Source organism: Streptomyces sp. NPDC012827 (assembly GCF_042900905.1).
In the GTDB taxonomy this organism is placed as follows: domain Bacteria; phylum Actinomycetota; class Actinomycetes; order Streptomycetales; family Streptomycetaceae; genus Streptomyces; species Streptomyces gulbargensis.
In genome coordinates, this window is record NZ_JBIBBY010000006.1 from 400,670 (window position 1) to 415,428 (window position 14,759).

The 14,759-nt window shown below is 72.1% G+C and carries 14 protein-coding genes; 3 read left to right on the forward strand and 11 right to left on the reverse strand.

Translation table 11 applies throughout. The annotated features are described in order from the left end of the window. Positions 1-7: 7 nt before the first annotated feature. Positions 8-913 carry a Gfo/Idh/MocA family protein gene (locus tag ACFY60_RS16450; protein ID WP_388614551.1) on the reverse strand — a complete coding sequence of 302 codons (906 nt, stop codon included), beginning with the start codon at positions 911-913 and terminating at the stop codon, positions 8-10. Positions 914-978: 65 nt separating this feature from the next. Continuing rightward, the gene (locus ACFY60_RS16455; protein ID WP_388614554.1) at positions 979-2,187 is read right to left on the reverse strand and encodes an FAD-dependent monooxygenase; all 1,209 of its coding nucleotides are present in this window, start codon (positions 2,185-2,187) and stop codon (positions 979-981) included. 89 nt (positions 2,188-2,276) lie between these two features. Between ACFY60_RS16455 and ACFY60_RS16460 the strand changes: the two genes are divergently transcribed. From ACFY60_RS16460 to ACFY60_RS16470, 3 genes are all read left to right on the forward strand, one after another. Further along, on the forward strand, positions 2,277-2,921 hold the full coding sequence (locus ACFY60_RS16460; RefSeq protein ID WP_388614557.1) for a TetR/AcrR family transcriptional regulator: 645 nt from the start codon (positions 2,277-2,279) through the stop codon (positions 2,919-2,921). Then, a complete protein-coding gene (locus ACFY60_RS16465; RefSeq protein ID WP_388614559.1) occupies positions 2,909-3,445 on the forward strand; it encodes a DinB family protein in 537 nt (178 codons plus the stop codon). The genes ACFY60_RS16460 and ACFY60_RS16465 overlap by 13 nt, the downstream gene beginning before the upstream one ends. 147 nt (positions 3,446-3,592) lie before the next feature. Continuing rightward, positions 3,593-4,099 carry a hypothetical protein gene (locus ACFY60_RS16470; RefSeq protein WP_388614562.1) on the forward strand — a complete coding sequence of 169 codons (507 nt, stop codon included), beginning with the start codon at positions 3,593-3,595 and terminating at the stop codon, positions 4,097-4,099. A gap of 16 nt (positions 4,100-4,115) precedes the next feature. Here ACFY60_RS16470 and ACFY60_RS16475 read toward each other — a convergent pair whose 3' ends face one another. The 9 genes from ACFY60_RS16475 to ACFY60_RS16515 all read right to left on the reverse strand — a co-directional run bounded on the left by ACFY60_RS16475 (position 4,116) and on the right by ACFY60_RS16515 (position 14,753). Further along, positions 4,116-4,553, reverse strand: coding sequence for a hypothetical protein (locus ACFY60_RS16475; RefSeq protein ID WP_388614738.1), 438 nt, complete (start codon positions 4,551-4,553; stop codon positions 4,116-4,118). A 107-nt stretch (positions 4,554-4,660) separates the two neighbouring features. Beyond that, positions 4,661-5,344, reverse strand: coding sequence for a uracil-DNA glycosylase (ung, locus tag ACFY60_RS16480; RefSeq protein ID WP_388614563.1), 684 nt, complete (start codon positions 5,342-5,344; stop codon positions 4,661-4,663). A 92-nt stretch (positions 5,345-5,436) separates the two neighbouring features. Further along, a complete protein-coding gene (locus ACFY60_RS16485; RefSeq protein ID WP_388614566.1) occupies positions 5,437-7,017 on the reverse strand; it encodes an ABC transporter substrate-binding protein in 1,581 nt (526 codons plus the stop codon). 148 nt (positions 7,018-7,165) lie between these two features. Continuing rightward, positions 7,166-7,933: an SDR family oxidoreductase gene (locus ACFY60_RS16490; RefSeq protein WP_388614569.1), complete on the reverse strand. Its 768-nt coding sequence runs from the start codon at positions 7,931-7,933 to the stop codon at positions 7,166-7,168. Between the two features lie 28 nt (positions 7,934-7,961). Further along, positions 7,962-8,723: a 3-oxoacyl-ACP reductase FabG gene (gene fabG, locus ACFY60_RS16495; RefSeq protein ID WP_388614572.1), complete on the reverse strand. Its 762-nt coding sequence runs from the start codon at positions 8,721-8,723 to the stop codon at positions 7,962-7,964. A gap of 194 nt (positions 8,724-8,917) precedes the next feature. Continuing rightward, on the reverse strand, positions 8,918-9,301 hold the full coding sequence (locus ACFY60_RS16500) for a DUF3037 domain-containing protein (protein WP_388614575.1): 384 nt from the start codon (positions 9,299-9,301) through the stop codon (positions 8,918-8,920). Next, positions 9,298-10,143, reverse strand: a complete 846-nt coding sequence (locus ACFY60_RS16505) for a HipA family kinase (protein WP_388614578.1) — start codon at positions 10,141-10,143, stop codon at positions 9,298-9,300. Before ACFY60_RS16505 ends, ACFY60_RS16500 begins: the two co-directional genes overlap by 4 nt. A gap of 371 nt (positions 10,144-10,514) precedes the next feature. Beyond that, positions 10,515-13,067: an alpha-L-arabinofuranosidase C-terminal domain-containing protein gene (locus tag ACFY60_RS16510; protein WP_388614581.1), complete on the reverse strand. Its 2,553-nt coding sequence runs from the start codon at positions 13,065-13,067 to the stop codon at positions 10,515-10,517. A 426-nt stretch (positions 13,068-13,493) separates the two neighbouring features. Beyond that, positions 13,494-14,753, reverse strand: coding sequence for an FAD-binding protein (locus ACFY60_RS16515; RefSeq protein WP_388614584.1), 1,260 nt, complete (start codon positions 14,751-14,753; stop codon positions 13,494-13,496). Between the last annotated feature and the right edge of the window lie 6 nt (positions 14,754-14,759).

Here is a 14,759-nt window from a genome sequence, read left to right on the forward strand (position 1 = left end):
CCCCGGTTCAGGAGGCCTGAAGCAGGGACTCGCGGACGACCCGCTCGCACAGTTCGTGGGTGAGCAGGGCGTCGCGGGCGTCGAGGAGCCGGTCCTCGCGGACGGCGTCGAGGAAGGCGAGGACGGCCTGTTCGATGCCCCGCTGGCGGGCGACGGGCACCCAGTCGCCGCGGCGCCGCACGGTCGGCTGGCCCTTGTGGTCGATGACGTCGGCGAGGTTGACGACCTGGCGCTTGGTGTCCTGGCCGGAGACCTCCAGGATCTCCTCGGTGGAGCCGTTCATCCGGTTCATCACGCCGATGGCGGTGAAGCCGTCGCCGGAGAGCTGGAGCACGACGTGGTGCATGAGGCCGTCGCGGACCCGGGCGCGGACGTCGGTGTGCTCGACCTCGCCGGGGAGGAGGAAGCGCAGGGTGTCCACGACGTGGATGAAGTCGTCCAGGACGAGGGTGCGGGGGTCCTCGGGGAGTCCGATCCGGTTCTTCTGCAGGAGGATCAGATCGCGCGGGTGGTCGAGGCACTGGGCGTAGGCCGGGGCGAGGCGCCGGTTGAAGCCGACGGCGAGGCTGACGGACCGCTTCGCGGCGAGGTCCACGATCCGCTCGGAGTCGGCGTAGTCGTAGGCGAGGGGCTTGTCCACGTACGTGGGGACGCCGGCTTCGAGGAGGCGGCCGGCGATCTCGGCGTGGACGGCGGTGGGGGCGTGCACGAAGGCGGCGTCGAGCCCGGCGGAGAGCAGCGAGTCGAGATCGCGGTGGCGCCGGGTGGCGGGCAGGTGGAGGCTGTCGGCCACCCGCTCCAGGGTGGCCGCGGTGCGGGTCTGGAGGTGGAGTTCGACCCCGGGGAGGGTGGCGAGCACCGGGAGGTAGGCCTTCTGCGCGATGTCGCCGAGTCCGATGCAGCCAACCTTCACGGGGTCTCCCTCGTCGCTGTGTGCGTGGTGCGCGGGCCCGTGCCGGTACGGGCCGTTCGCGCCGGTCAGCTTACGCGCGCCGGCCCGGGGGTGACGGGCGGGTGCCAGTCGGCGATGCCGTCGAAGCCGCGCAGGACGAGCCCGGGGCCGAAGCGGGAGACGGCTCGGACGAGCGTGTCGCGCAGGGTGACGGCGGGGCGGGCGGAGAGCGTGGTGAGGGCTCCCGCGCGGGCGGCCCTGCGGACGAGGGCGGTGGTGCGCGGGAGCCGGTCGGCGGTGTAGGCGGCGAGGTCGCGGCCGGGGGTGAAGCCGGCCGTGGGGCGGGCGTGGTGGGCGAGCACGACGGCGTCCTCGACGGCCTGGTTCCCGCCCTGGCCGAGGCTGGGCATCATCGCGTGGGCGGCGTCGCCGAGGAGCGCGACCCGGCCTCGGTGGAACGCGGGCAGCGGGTCCGGCAGGTGGTGGACGTCGTGGCGGAGGACCCGGCCGGGGTCGACGGCGGCGAGGATCTCGGGCACGGGCTGGTGCCAGTCACCGAAGAGACGCAGGAGTTCGGCCCTCTCGTCGTCGGGCGCGTGGGCCCCGGCGGGGGCGGTGGCCATGGCGTAGGCGTAGATCCGGCCGTCCTTGAGGGGCTGGGTGCCCCAGAGGCGTCCCGCGCCCCAGGTCTCGTGGGGCGAGAAGGGCCGGCCGGGGGCGGGGATGACGAGCCGCCAGGTGGTGCGGCCGGAGTAGCGGGGGCCGGGGTGGTGGGGGAAGAGGGTGTGCCGGGTGGCGGAGTGGATGCCGTCGGCGGCGACGACGAGTTCGGCCTCACGCTCACCGTCCGGGGTGGTGAGGCGGGCGGGCCGGTGGTCGTCGCCGGGGTCGGTCAGCGTCGCGGCGGTCCCGGTGCGGACGGTGCCGTCGGGGAGCGCCGAGGTGAGGATCTCGACGAGCGTGGCGCGGTGGAGCAGGACGAGGGGGCCGCCGAAGCGGGCGGCGGCGGCGTGCGCGTCGGTGCGGGCGAGCCAGCGGCCGTCGGGGCGGCGCAGTCCTCCGTCGCCCTGCCAGGCGGACAGGTCGCGGACGTGGTCGCCGAGGCCGAGGACGTCGAGGGCGCGCTGGGCGTTGGGGGCGAGTCCGATGCCGGCGCCGACGGGGGCGAGGCTCGCGGCGCGTTCGAGGACGGTGACCCGCCAGCCGGCGCGGTGGAGGGCGACGGCGGCGGTGAGTCCGCCGACGCCGGCTCCGACGACGAGGGCCCTGAGGGTGGCGGCGGGGTGCTGGTCCATGACTGCTCCTCGGACTACAGATGTAGTAAAGCCGGGCACCCCCACCGTACTACAGGTGTAGTTCGGTGGGGGTGAGTAGGGTTTCCGGCATGAGTACGCGCACCTCCGGCGAGACCCCCTCCCGCGCCGAACGGATCGGCGACGCCGCCCTCGACCTCCTCGTGGAGCGCGGCATGCGCGGCCTCACCCACCGCGCCGTGGACGAGCGGGCCGGACTGCCCCCGGGCTCCACGTCCAACCACGCCCGGACCCGGCAGGCCCTGCTGGAGACCGCCGTCCGCCGCCAGGCGGAGCTGGAGGCGCGGATCATCGCCCCGCACGAACTGCCGCCGCCCGGCGCGGACGCCGAGGCCCTCGCGGAGGCGCTCGCCCTCGCCCTCCACCGCTATCTCACCCACCACCGCCCCCTGCTGGTCTCCCGGTACGAACTCGCCCTGGAGGCCACCCGCCGCCCCGAACTGCGCGGCTTCTACGACCGGGCGGGATCGGCCTTCCGCGATCCGGTGATCGCGATGATGACGGCGGCCGGCTCGCCCGCGCCGGAACGGCACGCGCTCTCCCTCATCGCCTGGTGCGAGGGGCTGATGTTCTCCTGCGCCGCCGGCTCCTTCCACGCCGCCGTGCCCGGCCACGACGAACTGCGCACCGGCTTCGGGGAGTTGCTGCGGGGCATGCTCGCCGGCCCGGAAACCGGTGGCACGGCCCGCGATCATGGGGGACGATGCCCCGCATGACCACCGAACGCACCGCAACGACCCCGCGCGTCGACCCGTCCACCACCTCGGGTGAGCGCGAGGCGCTGGAGCAGTGGCTCGACTTCCACCGCGCGACCCTCGCGATGAAGTGCGAGGGGCTCGACGACGCCCAGCTGCGCACCACCTCCGTCCCGCCCTCCGACCTCAACCTCCTCGGCCTCGTCCGGCACATGGCCGAGGTCGAGCGCGGCTGGTTCCGTCATGTCCTCGCCGGCGAGGAGGCCGGGTGGATCTACGCGACGGAGGAGGACTACGACCGGGACATCCACGCCACCGAGGAGGACACCTACGAGGAGGCGTACGCGACCTGGCAGGCCGAGATCGACCACGCCCGTACGCTGGCGGCCGCGCACGACCTCGACGACTTCGGCAAGGGCAAGCGCCGCGACGGCCGGACCTACAACCTCCGCTGGATCTACCTCCACATGATCGAGGAGTACGCCCGCCACAACGGCCACGCGGACCTCCTTCGCGAGCGGATCGACGGCGCCACCGGAGACTGACGCCCCCGGGCCCTGCCCGCGGGCGATACGGCCCCGGGCGCGGAGGCCGTGGCCCGGTCAAGGGGCGGCCACCGGCCGCTCACCCGTGCGGGGCATTCCCGGCCGGTAGGGGCGCGAAGACCGCCCCTCTGCCAGCAGAGTGGCGCGGTGCACACCCGAACCACAGCGAAGATCCTGGCCGGAGCGGCGATGGCCGCCCTGGCGGGGTGCGTCGCGGTCGACACACCGCCGCCCGCGCCGGCCCCGGCGCCCACGCCCGCCGCCTCGGCGAATTCCGTCCGCCCCGCGCAGGGCGGGGCGCCGCAGATCGTCGAAGGGCCGGCCCGCGAGGCCCTCGAAGCCGCGCTCCCGGCGCCCGCGCCCGGCGCCATCCCGTCCGTACGGCCCGTGCCCCGGTCGGCGCGCCCGCCGCGCACCGAGGCGCCGCGCCCCGCCCCCGTACCGCCGCGGCCCGAGCGCCCCGCACGGCCCCTCCCCGCGCGGCCCGTACCCGACCGGCCCGCCCTCCCCGATCTGCCGAAACTGCCCGAGACCCGGCTGCCGGCCGCGCCGCCGCTCTCGCGGGCGGACGTCTGCGCGCTGGGCGAGCGGTACGGGGGGTGGGCGCCCGGCAGCGACCAGGCGCGGATCTGCCGGGGGGCGTACGGCTCCTGACCCGTCCGGCCGGTCCTCAGGCGCCCCGGAGCCGCCGTTCCAGGCGGTCGATGGCGGCCCGCACCCCGTTGCCGTAGCCGTCGTCGTCGAGCGCGTCCGAGGCGGCGCGGGCTCGGTCCAGATGGAGCCGGGCCGCCTCGGGCCGCTGGAGCTTCAGGTAGTCGGCGGCGAGATTGAGGTGGAGGGAGGGGTACAGCGCCCGCAGCGCCACCGCCGAGTCGTGGGCGGCGAGCCGCTCCTCCCCCAGTTCACCGGCCGCGTTGAGCGCCCGGAGGTCCCAGGCCAGCTCGTCGCCGGGGTCGTCCTGGGCGTCGGCCATGTAGTGGGCGAGGGTGCAGCGGTGCAGCGGGTCCCCGTCGGGACCGATCTGCTCCCACAGCAGCCCGAAGCGGTTGCGGGCCTCCTCCCGGTCACCGCCGTGGAGCAGCATCGTGGCCTGCCCGATCCTGGTCATGACACCGTCGTCCGCCACCTGCCGCTGCTCGGTCACCGCGACCTCCACGCGCTCGCACTCCCGGAAGACATGACGCTAACCGCAGCCGGGCCCGATCGGGCCGAGGCTCAGCCGAGGTCCGGGATCCGCCAGTCGATCGGCTCGTGGCCCTGGGCGGCGACGGCCTCGTTGATCTGCGTGAAGGGGCGCGAACCGAAGAACTTCTTCGCCGAGAGCGGGGAGGGGTGGGCACCCTTGACGACGACGTGCCGCTCCTCGTCGATGAGCGGCAGCTTCTTCTGCGCGTAGTTGCCCCACAGGACGAAGACGGCCGGGTCGGGCCGCGAGGCCACCGCGCGGATCACCGCGTCCGTGAACTTCTCCCAGCCCTTGCCCTTGTGCGAGTTCGCCTCGCCGGAGCGGACGGTCAGCACCGCGTTGAGCAGCAGGACGCCCTGCCGCGCCCACGGCATCAGATAGCCGTTGTCCGGGACGGGGTGGCCGAGCTCGGCCTGCATCTCCTTGTAGATGTTCCGCAGGGAGGGCGGGGTCTTCACCCCCGGCCGCACCGAGAAGCAGAGCCCGTGCCCCTGCCCCTCGCCGTGGTAGGGGTCCTGACCGAGGATCAGGACCTTCACCCGGTCGTACGGGGTGGCCTCCAGCGCCGCGAAGACCTCGTCCTTCGGCGGGTAGACCGGCCCCTTGGCCCGCTCCTCCTCGACGAACTCGGTGAGCTGCGCGAAGTACGGCTTGCGCAGCTCCTCGCCGAGCACGTCCCGCCAGGACTCGGGCAGCATGCTGGTGTCGGTCACGGTCAACAACCTCCGGTGGACGTCCCTGTTTCTCGTACGGAACCTACCGGGGGCCACTGACAACCGGTCCCGCGGGCCGGTCCCCGGGCCTCCTACCAGCTGGCCAGACGGCTCAGCTCCCACAGCTGCATGACGGTCTGCGGGTCGAGGGCGCGCTCGCCGCCGCCGATGTCCTCACCGGCCGCGATGTACAGCTTGCCCTGCCACAGGGGCAGCAGGCGGACGTCGCGGACCATGATCTCCTGGGCCTCCACGAACTCGTCCGTGACGGCCGCGCGGTCGCTCTCGCGGCGCGACTGCGGGAGCAGTTCGTCGGTGATGCGACGGCTCTCGTAGGGCGTGCCGAGGACGTTCTTCTTCCCCATGAAGGGGGCGACGAAGTTGTCCGGGTCCGGGAAGTCGGGGAACCAGCCGCGGCCGAAGACGGGGTACTGGCCCTTCTGGTAACCGGACTGGAACTCCTTCCACGGCTTGCCGACGAGGGTGACCTTGAACAGGCCCGAGGCCTCCAGCTGCCGCTTGAGCTCGGCGAACTCGGCCGCCGTGGCGGAGCCGTACCGGTCGGTGGCGTACCCGAAGGTCAGCTGGACCGGCTCGGTGATGCCCGCCTCGCGCAGCAGCGCCTTGGCCTTGGGGACGCTCGGGGAGCCGAAGCGGTCGTAGAACTTGGTGGTGTGGGCGGCGATGCCCTTGGGGACCATCGAGTACAGCGGCTCGGCGGTGCCCTGGTAGACGGTGCTGACGAGCGCCTCGCGGTCGACGACCTGGGCGATGGCCTTGCGGACGGCCGGCTTGGCGACGGTGGGGTCCGTGGCGTTGAAGACCAGGTAGCGGATGTCGGCGCCGGTGGACTCGATGATCTGGAGGGACTCGTTGTCCGGGTTGTTGCCGTCCTGGAGCTCGACGACCTCGGCGGCGGTGAGACCGCGGTAGGTGGCGTCGATCTCCTTCTTCTTCAGGGCGGCGACCATCGCCTCGGACTCGTCGAAGTAGCGGATGGTCACCGCGCCGTTCTTGTGCTCGGCGAACCCCTTGTAGGCCGGGTTCTTGGTGAGCACGGCCGACTTGCGCTCCTCGTACGAGTCGAGGACGTACGGGCCGGAACCGGTGATCTTCCCGTCCGTGCGGAGCTTGTCGGCCGGGTACTCGGCCGGGTCCACCAGCGACATGGCGGGGGTGGCGAGGACGAAGGGGAAGGTCGCGTCCGGCCGGTTGAGGCGGAAGACGACACGGCGCTCGCCGACCGTCTCGATCGCCTGGAGGGAGCCCAGCATGCCGTTGGGGCCGCCCTCGTGGTCGATGGTGCGGATGCGCTCGATGGAGTGCTGCACCGCCTTGGCGTCCAGCTTGTGCCCGTTGGAGAAGGTCAGTCCTTCGCGGAGCGTGCACTCGAAGACCCGGCTGGACGTGTCCGTGAATTTGCAGTCGGCGGCGTCGGCCTGCGGGGTCGTACTGCCGGTCGGGAAACTCACGAGCGTCTGGAAGACATTCCGGAAAAGCTCCCACGAGTTGTCCCACGACGCCGCGGGATCAAGCGTGGAGGGCGAACTCGTCGTCCCTACGACAATTCTCTTCTCCCCGGCGGATTCACTGTCCGAAAACACACCGCATCCGGACAGCAGGGATATGGACGCAAGGGCTGCAGCGGCCTGCAGACTCGTCCGGTTGAACACGTGCACGCTCCTCGTTCAGCCTGGGGTCGGCCGACGATACCGCAGCACCCCGCCAGGTCAATCGCCGAGCCTGGCGGGGCACACGAGGCATTCGCTCCGTAATCGGGGCCAATCCGGACAGGAATTCCGGAGAGTGTCCGATTATCGGTCAGCCGACACCGGCGTTCAGGAAAATGCCGCCGTCGACCACGAGGGTCTGACCGGTGATCCACGCGGACTGTTCCGAGGTCAGGAAGGCGGCGGCGCCCCCGATGTCCTCGGGGACGCCCAGCCGGCCCATCGGATAGGCGGCGGCCGCCTCGGCCTCCCGCCCCTCGTACAGCGCCTGCGCGAACTTCGTCTTCACGACGGCCGGGGCGATGGCGTTGACCCGGACGACCGGCGCGAATTCGTGCGCCAGCTGGAGGGTCAGATTGACCATCGCGGCCTTGCTCATTCCGTACGCGCCGATGAACGGCGAGGCGGAGACACCGGCGATGGAGGCGATGTTCACGATCGCCCCGCCGTTCTCCTTCTGCCAGGCGTGCCAGGTCCGCTGTGCGAAGCCCAGGGCGGAGATCACATTCGTCTCGAAGACCTTCCGCGCGACACCGAGGTCGAGGTCCGCGATGGGCCCGAAGACCGGATTCGTCCCGGCGTTGTTCACCAGGAAGTCCACCCGGCCGAAGGCGTCCATCGCCGCGTCGACGGCGGCGGCCTGGTGGGCCTCGTCGTGGGCCTTGCCGGGCACTCCGATCGCCCGGTCGGCCCCGAGGCGCTCCACGGCCTCCTTGAGGGCCTCCTCACCCCGTCCGGTGATGACGACCCGGTCGCCGCGGGCGACGAGCGCCTCGGCGATGCCGTAGCCGATGCCCCGGCTGGCGCCGGTGACGAGAGCGACCCTGCCGGACGGTTCCGGCCTGTCCTGTGCGGTCATGCCCGCCTCCTCCTCTGGTTCGGGTGGGTCAGTTGAGCGGGCCGCCGGCCACGTACATGACCTGGCCGGAGACGAAGCCGGCGTCGTCGCCGGTGAAGAAGGCGATGGCGTTGGCGACGTCCTCGGGGCGCCCGACGCGCTGCACCGGGATCGCGGAGGCGGCGGCGGCCTGGAACTCCTCGAAGCCCATGCCGACGCGCTCGGCGGTCTGGGCGGTCATCTCGGTGACGATGAAGCCGGGGGCGACCGCGTTGGCGGTGACGCCGAACTTGCCGAGCTCCTTGGCGAGGGTCTTGGTCAAGCCCTGGAGACCGGCCTTGACGGCCGAGTAGTTGGCCTGGCCGCGGTTGCCGAGCGCCGAGGAGGAGGAGAGGGAGACGATCCGGCCGAAGCCGGCGTCCACCATGTGCTTCTGACAGGCCTTCGCCATCAGGAACGCGCCCTTGAGGTGCACGTTCATGACGAGGTCCCAGTCGTCCTCGGACATCTTGAAGAGGAGGTTGTCGCGCAGCACGCCCGCGTTGTTCACGAGGATGGTGGGCGCGCCGAGCTCGGCGGCCACGCGCGCGACGGCGGCCTCCACCTGGGCGCCGTCCGAGACGTCGCAGCCGACGGCGAGGGCGGTGCCGCCGGCGGCGGTGATCTTCTCGACGGTGTCCTTGCAGGCCGCCTCGTCGAGGTCGAGAACGGCGACGGCGCGGCCCTCGGCCGCGAGGCGGATCGCGGTGGCTGCGCCGATGCCCCGTGCGGCACCGGTGACGACGGCTACGCGCTGCTCGGTGGTGGACATGCTTGGTTTCTCCTCGCCCTTGGATCATCCGTGGATACGGCCGGCACGCTCTCGGCCCGCTCCTGCGTCCCGCACATGAGCGACCGCTTAGTATCGTCCGCAGACGAGACGCTAGAAGCCCTGGCACCCGGTGTCAACGGCCCACCGGGTGCACACCGTCACTCCTCGGTCACGCGGGTGATCCCCGGGGCGCCTCAGCGCACGAGGAGGTCGAGCAGCCGTTCCACCTCGGCCTCCGGGTCCGCGGTGAGACCGGTGTGCACGGGCCCCGGCTGGACCACGGTCGAGCGGGGCGCGATCAGCCAGCGGAAGCGCCGCCCCGCGTCGTCGCCCGCCGCCTGCCCGGCGGCGTTCCCGCCCAGGCAGACCCCTTCGACGGCGTGCAGCGCCGCCCGTACGCCGGTCACGTCGGCCGCCGGGTCGAGCGCGGTCAGCTTGGCCTCGTCGAGGTGGGTGCGGGCCGCCACGAAGGACCGGGCGCGGCAGTAGACGACCACCCCGGCGTTGAAGCACTCCCCCCGCTCGACGCGGGGGACGACGCGCAGCAGCGCGTACTCGAAGACGTCGCGGTCGGTCACGTGGTGCTGTCCTTCTCCGTGGCGTGCGGTCGGGGTACGAGGCGTTCGGCGAGCCAGCCGGGGGGCTGCTGGGGCCTCCGCTCGGTCCGGGGGCCGAGCGTGATCCGCTCGTGGATGGTGGCCGCGCGCGGCAGCAGGGCCTCGACGTACGCGCGGCGCAGGGCGTCGGTGCTGTCGAAGCCGGGCTCGCCGGCCAGCCACTCGTCGGGCACGTCGGCGGCGACCTCGGTGAGCAGCTCCTCGGTGACGAGCGGCGCCAGCTCGGCCGCCGCGGCGGCGATGTCCGGCGCGAAGGGCGCGAGCGCGTGGTCGGAGGCGTCGTACGGCTTGGCGGCGGAGGCCTGGGCACCGGGCCAGTTGTGGTGCCAGATCATGGTGGCGCCGTGGTCGATCAGCCACAGGTCGCCGTGCCAGACGAGCATGTTCGGGTTGCGCCAGGACCGGTCGACGTTGTTGATCACCGCGTCGAACCAGACGATCCTCCCGGCCTCGCGGGGGTCCACCTCATAGGCCAGCGGGTCGAAGCCCAGGGAGCCCGGCAGGTAGTCCATGCCGAGGTTGAGCCCCCCGCTCGCCTTCAGGAGCTCCTGCACCTCCTGGTCGGGCTCGGAGAGCCCGATGACCGGGTCGAGCTGGATCGTGACGAGCTCGGGCACCCGCAGCCCGAGCCGGCGGGCGAGCTGCCCGCAGACGACCTCGGCCACGAGGGTCTTGCGCCCCTGCCCGGCGCCGGTGAACTTCATGACGTACGTGCCCAGATCGTCGGCCTCGACGATCCCGGGGAGCGAGCCGCCCTCACGCAAGGGCGTGACATAGCGGGTCGCTACGACCTCTTCCAACACTTTCCCGGGCCACCCATCTCTTCGACCTTGCACTCCACGGACCACTTCTCCGGGGGCGTGGAGGCCGGGGTCACTGGTCGACGGCGCTGGGGAGCATCCGGGGAGTTTCGCCTGCCGAGCCGGTCTCCCCCTCCCCGGCGGACCGTCGACGGCGCGCGCCCCCTGCCGCCGGCCTCCGGCATGAAGTGAGCATAGTAACCGAGGGTGATCGCCGGTGTGCTGTGGCCGAGCCGACGGCGGTGACCTGCCCGGGTCCGTGGCCGTCGCCGGGTCCGCCTGTCCGGTGGGGCCTGCCGTGTGTGCGCCCCGGTCGGGAAGGGGTCCTTCCCGGCCGGGGCGCGGGGCGGCGGTGCGGTTCGCCGCCTGTTCCCCTACCTGGTCGCGACGCGCAGGAAGGTGACCGAGTGGGCGGGGAAGGTGTACGTGAAGGTCCGCCCGATGCCTTCCAGCGTCGACGTCCGCGGCCGGATCGGGTGGGCGTCGGCGCTGTTCACGGCGTCCGGCGCGCCCGAGAGGGTGGTCACGCGGGCCGTCGGGGCGACCTTGGAGGTGCCGAGGTCGATGCTCGTACGGGCCGCGGTGGCCTGGGCGTTGACGACCTTGACGACAAGGTCGCCCTTGTCCCGGGTCACCACCTGCCGGAAGGGTTCGGCGGCCTTGTCGTCGGTGAACGAACCCCACTTCTGCCCGTCGAGGTAGAGGGTGACCTGGCGGCCCCGCACCTGGACGCGGATGTCGTAGGCGCGGCCCGTCTCGATGGTGGTGGGGTGCTCCAGCAGGGTCTGCTTGCCTCCGTCGGCGGCCTTCTCGACGGCGGACCGGGTGTTGCCCCAGCCGCCGAGGTTCCACCAGTAGTGGTTGCCGGTACCGCGTACGCCGAAGGCGACCAGGAACCCTTCCTTACCGGACTTCTTCGTGGCCCTGACCTTCAGGTCGTAGTCGTGCCAGCCCGGGTCGCCCGCGGTGACCAGGGTGTCCTCGGCGGCCTCGTCGGTCTGGACGTACGCCCCGTCCTGGACGGCCCAGGTGCCGCGCCCGGCGGCCGGCGTCCATCGGGAGGCCCCGGCGGAGAAGTCGTCCTTCAGCAGGGTGGTGCCGTCCGCCGCGGTGACCTCGACGTCGTCGTAGGCGGCGCTGGTGGCCCAGGTCGACAGGCCGACCGCGCCGGTGATCGGTCCGGAGACGGAGGGGGTGGCGGAGGCGCGGCTCGGCACGACCCGGTCGCCGGTGTTGTTCATGAACAGCTTCTGGACCTCGTAACTGGTCGAGCCCCAGGAGCGGTTGTTGTCGAACCAGATCATGTCGGGCCGCCACTGGTTCTTGTCCACGTCGGCGAGCAACGGAGCGTACGAGGCGAGCTTGACGACGTCGGCGTTGCGCTCCAGGCCGGTCATGAACGCCGCCTCGGACAGGGCGTTCGCGAAGCGGTTGTCGCGGGAGGCGTACTCGCCGAGGAAGACCTTGGGGCCGTTGCGGTCGTAGGAGTCGTAGCGGTCGTTGTTCTCCAGGAACCACTGCGGGGAGTTGTAGTAGTGCTCGTCGACCATGTCGACGCCCGCCCGGCGGTTGAGGTCCCACAGCCGGTCGAAGGTGGCGCCCTCGGAGGCGGGGCCCGAGTTGGAGACGATCGTGATCTCCGGGTGCTCGGCCGTGATGGCCTTGCGGAACTCGGTGAAGCGGGCGAAGAAGGCGTCGGGCAGATTCTCCTCGTTGCCGACGCCCAGGTGGGTCAGGCCGAAGGGCTTCGGGTGGCCCATCTCGGCGCGCTTGCGGCCCCAGGTGGAGGTGACGGGGCCGTTGGCGAACTCGATCAGGTCCAGGGTGTCCTGGATGTGCCGCTTCAGCAGGGCCGGGTCGTCGGTGGCCTGGTTCTGCCCGCAGCCGGTGACCAGGGCGGGCACGACGGGCAGCGGCATCGCGCCGATGTCCTCGGCGAACTGGAAGTACTCGTAGTAGCCGAGGCCGTAGCTCTGGTGGTAGCCCCAGAAGTTGGCGTTGACGGCCCGCTGCTCGACGGGGCCGATGGTGTCCTTCCACTGGTAGGAGCGTCGGCGCTCCCAGTCCGGGGCCTCGTAGGCGTGGTGACTGCCGGTGTTGACCAGGCAGCCGCCGGGGAAGCGCAGGAAGCCGGGGTTGAGCGCGGCGATCTTCTCGGCGAGGTCCTTGCGCAGCCCGTTCGGACGGCCCTTGTAGGTGTCGCGGGGGAAGAGCGAGACCATGTCGAGGCGGAGGGTCCCGGAGCCGGCGGCCGTCACCGCGAGCCGTCCCGCGGTGGTGGTCACCTTGGGGACGAGCGTGCCGGTGTACCTGGTCCACCGGTCGCCGCGCACGGTGATGCCGAGCGGCGCGGTCAGGACGGTGCCGTCGGCGGTGCGCAGGTCGGCCGTGAGACGGGTGCCGGCCGGATTGTCCGTGCGCGCCCAGACGGAGAAGTCGTACCGCCTGCCCTCCTTGAGGGCGATGCCCGCCCCGTAGCCGCTGTTGACGACGCCGAAGCGGCCGGTGGTGCCGCCCGTGCCGGCGAGGTCGACGCGCAGGTGGTTGCGGTTGCGCTCGTTGAGCCGTTCGGCGTCGTCGACGACCTTGAGGGTGCCCGTGGCGCCGCCGGACGCGGTCTGCTGCCAGGAGGTCAGCGGGGTGTAGGACCGGTTGTCGGCGGGGCCGAACTCGAAGGAGCGGTTCTGTACGAGTTCGGCGTAGAGGCCGCCGTCGGCCGCGTTGTTGATGTCTTCGAAGAAGACGCCGTACATGGTGGGGTCGATCGCCGGTCCCGTGCCGGCGGCGTCGACGGAGAGGGTGTAGTCGGTCACGGCGGGGTCCGCCGCCGCCGGGGTCTGGGTGAGGAGGCCGGCTGCCAGTGAGGTGGCCAGCAGGCCGCCGGTGAGGACACCGGCCTTTCTGGTGGTGCGGGTGCGTGGGCGCAAGGCGGCTCTCCTTGGGACGGAAGTGCGGGGACGTCGTCGTGCTCTCTGTGGGCGGTGCGGGCAGGGGCGGGCCCCGGGTGCTCGTCGGTGCTCGGGGCCCCTGGCCCCGGGGGCGGGCGGGCGTCGCCGATCTCTCTCGTCGCCAGGGAACGGGGCGACCGTTCACCCCCGCAGATTGTTAACGCTCACATTTCCTTTGGGCAAGAGTCCGGAACGGTTCTGTCGCATATTCGGCACCGGACACGAGGGACGGACACGCGACTTCACACACCAGGAGGCAGGATCACGCCGCTCCCGGAAACGGTGGGGAGCACGGGGCTCCGGCCTTGGGGGGTAGAGCAAGATGAGCGCTAACAGGGTGCGTCCCGGGAGCCCGCGTCCGTCACCCGTTCCCGGCGGCGCACCCGGCCTCGGCGAGCGGCCGGTTCACCGGGGGAAGCAGCGGGCGATGAAGTCGTTGCGGAACACTCCCCGGGGGTCGGCGGCCTCCGCCAGCCGCGCGAAACGGTCGTACGAGGGGTAGAGACCGCGCAGGGCGTCGGGCTCCGCGACGAAGAGCTTGCCCCAGTGCGGCCGGGCTGCGAAGGGAGCGAGGACGTTCTCGATCACGTGCAGCGCCTTCGTCACGGCGGCGGTGTCGGGCAGCCAGGTGAAGTGGAAGGCCACGGAGTCCCATTGATGGACCGGGCTGAGCCAGAGGCCGTCCGCGGCCACGCTCCGGATCTCCCCCACGTGCAGATGGGGGGCGAAAACGTCCCGTACGGCGTGCAGGGCGTCGAAGGCCGCGACGGCGTCCGCACGGGCGACGAAGTACTCCGACTGCAGTTCGTCGCCGCTGCTCGGGGTGTGCTCCAGCCTGAAGTGCGGCAGCCGGAACGGTGACGGGCCCGGCAGGCCCAGCTGCGGGGTGCAGGAATCGGCCGGCATGCCGGGGACGGGGTGTCTCGGGCCGTCGGCCCGCACGGCACCGAGCCACCGTGACGGCTCGTCCGCCGCCCCCGGGTCGTCCGCGCGCCGCTTGAGCCACACCTGGTCGATCAGGTCCCCCCTCCAGCGCGTGAAGAGGCTGACGCTGTACGCGGCGGACATCACCTCGTCGAAGCCGCCGCGGAGGGCGGCGACGGGCAGGTTCTCGTAGACCCACTGCCGGACGTCGAAGGCCGGCACCAGATCCAGCGTCAGCGTGGTGACGACACCGAGGGCACCGAGGGCGACCACGGAGCCCTCGAAGTGTTCGTCGCCCCGCTCCGTCGTCACCAATTCCCCGGAGGCCGATATGTACGTGACGGCCCGTACGGCGGAGGCGAGGGTGCCGTTGCCGTCCCCCGACCCGTGCGTGCCGGTCGCACAGGCTCCGGCGATCGAGATGTGGGGCAGCGAACCCAGGTTGTGCAGGGCGAGTCCGGCCTCGTGGAGGAGGCCGGTGATCTCCCCGAAACGGGTTCCGCCGCTCACCGTGACGGTACGGGCCCGCCTGTCGATGTCGAGCACGCGGGGCAGGCCCGCCGTGGACACCAGGTCCCCGGTGGTGTCGGCGATCGCGTTGAAGGAATGCCCCGTTCCCAGGGCTCGTACGGCGCGGGAGCCGGCCACCAGCTCCTGGAGTTCCTCGACCGAGCCGGGGACCCTGAGGCCCGCCGCGCCGAAGGTGATGTTCCCCGCCCAGTTGGTGATGGTGTCACCCATGTTCCA

What these genes read in the sequence shown, in the direction of transcription:
- ACFY60_RS16460 (WP_388614557.1), top strand. Translation starts at nt 2,277, where the DNA reads ATGAGTACGCGCACCTCCGGCGAGACCCCCTCCCGCGCCGAACGGATC.
- ACFY60_RS16465 (WP_388614559.1), top strand. Translation starts at nt 2,909, where the DNA reads ATGCCCCGCATGACCACCGAACGCACCGCAACGACCCCGCGCGTCGAC.
- ACFY60_RS16515 (WP_388614584.1), bottom strand. Translation starts at nt 14,753, where the DNA reads ATGGGTGACACCATCACCAACTGGGCGGGGAACATCACCTTCGGCGCG.
- ACFY60_RS16475 (WP_388614738.1), bottom strand. Translation starts at nt 4,553, where the DNA reads ATGACCAGGATCGGGCAGGCCACGATGCTGCTCCACGGCGGTGACCGG.
- ACFY60_RS16490 (WP_388614569.1), bottom strand. Translation starts at nt 7,933, where the DNA reads ATGACCGCACAGGACAGGCCGGAACCGTCCGGCAGGGTCGCTCTCGTC.
- ACFY60_RS16455 (WP_388614554.1), bottom strand. Translation starts at nt 2,187, where the DNA reads ATGGACCAGCACCCCGCCGCCACCCTCAGGGCCCTCGTCGTCGGAGCC.
- fabG (WP_388614572.1), bottom strand. Translation starts at nt 8,723, where the DNA reads ATGTCCACCACCGAGCAGCGCGTAGCCGTCGTCACCGGTGCCGCACGG.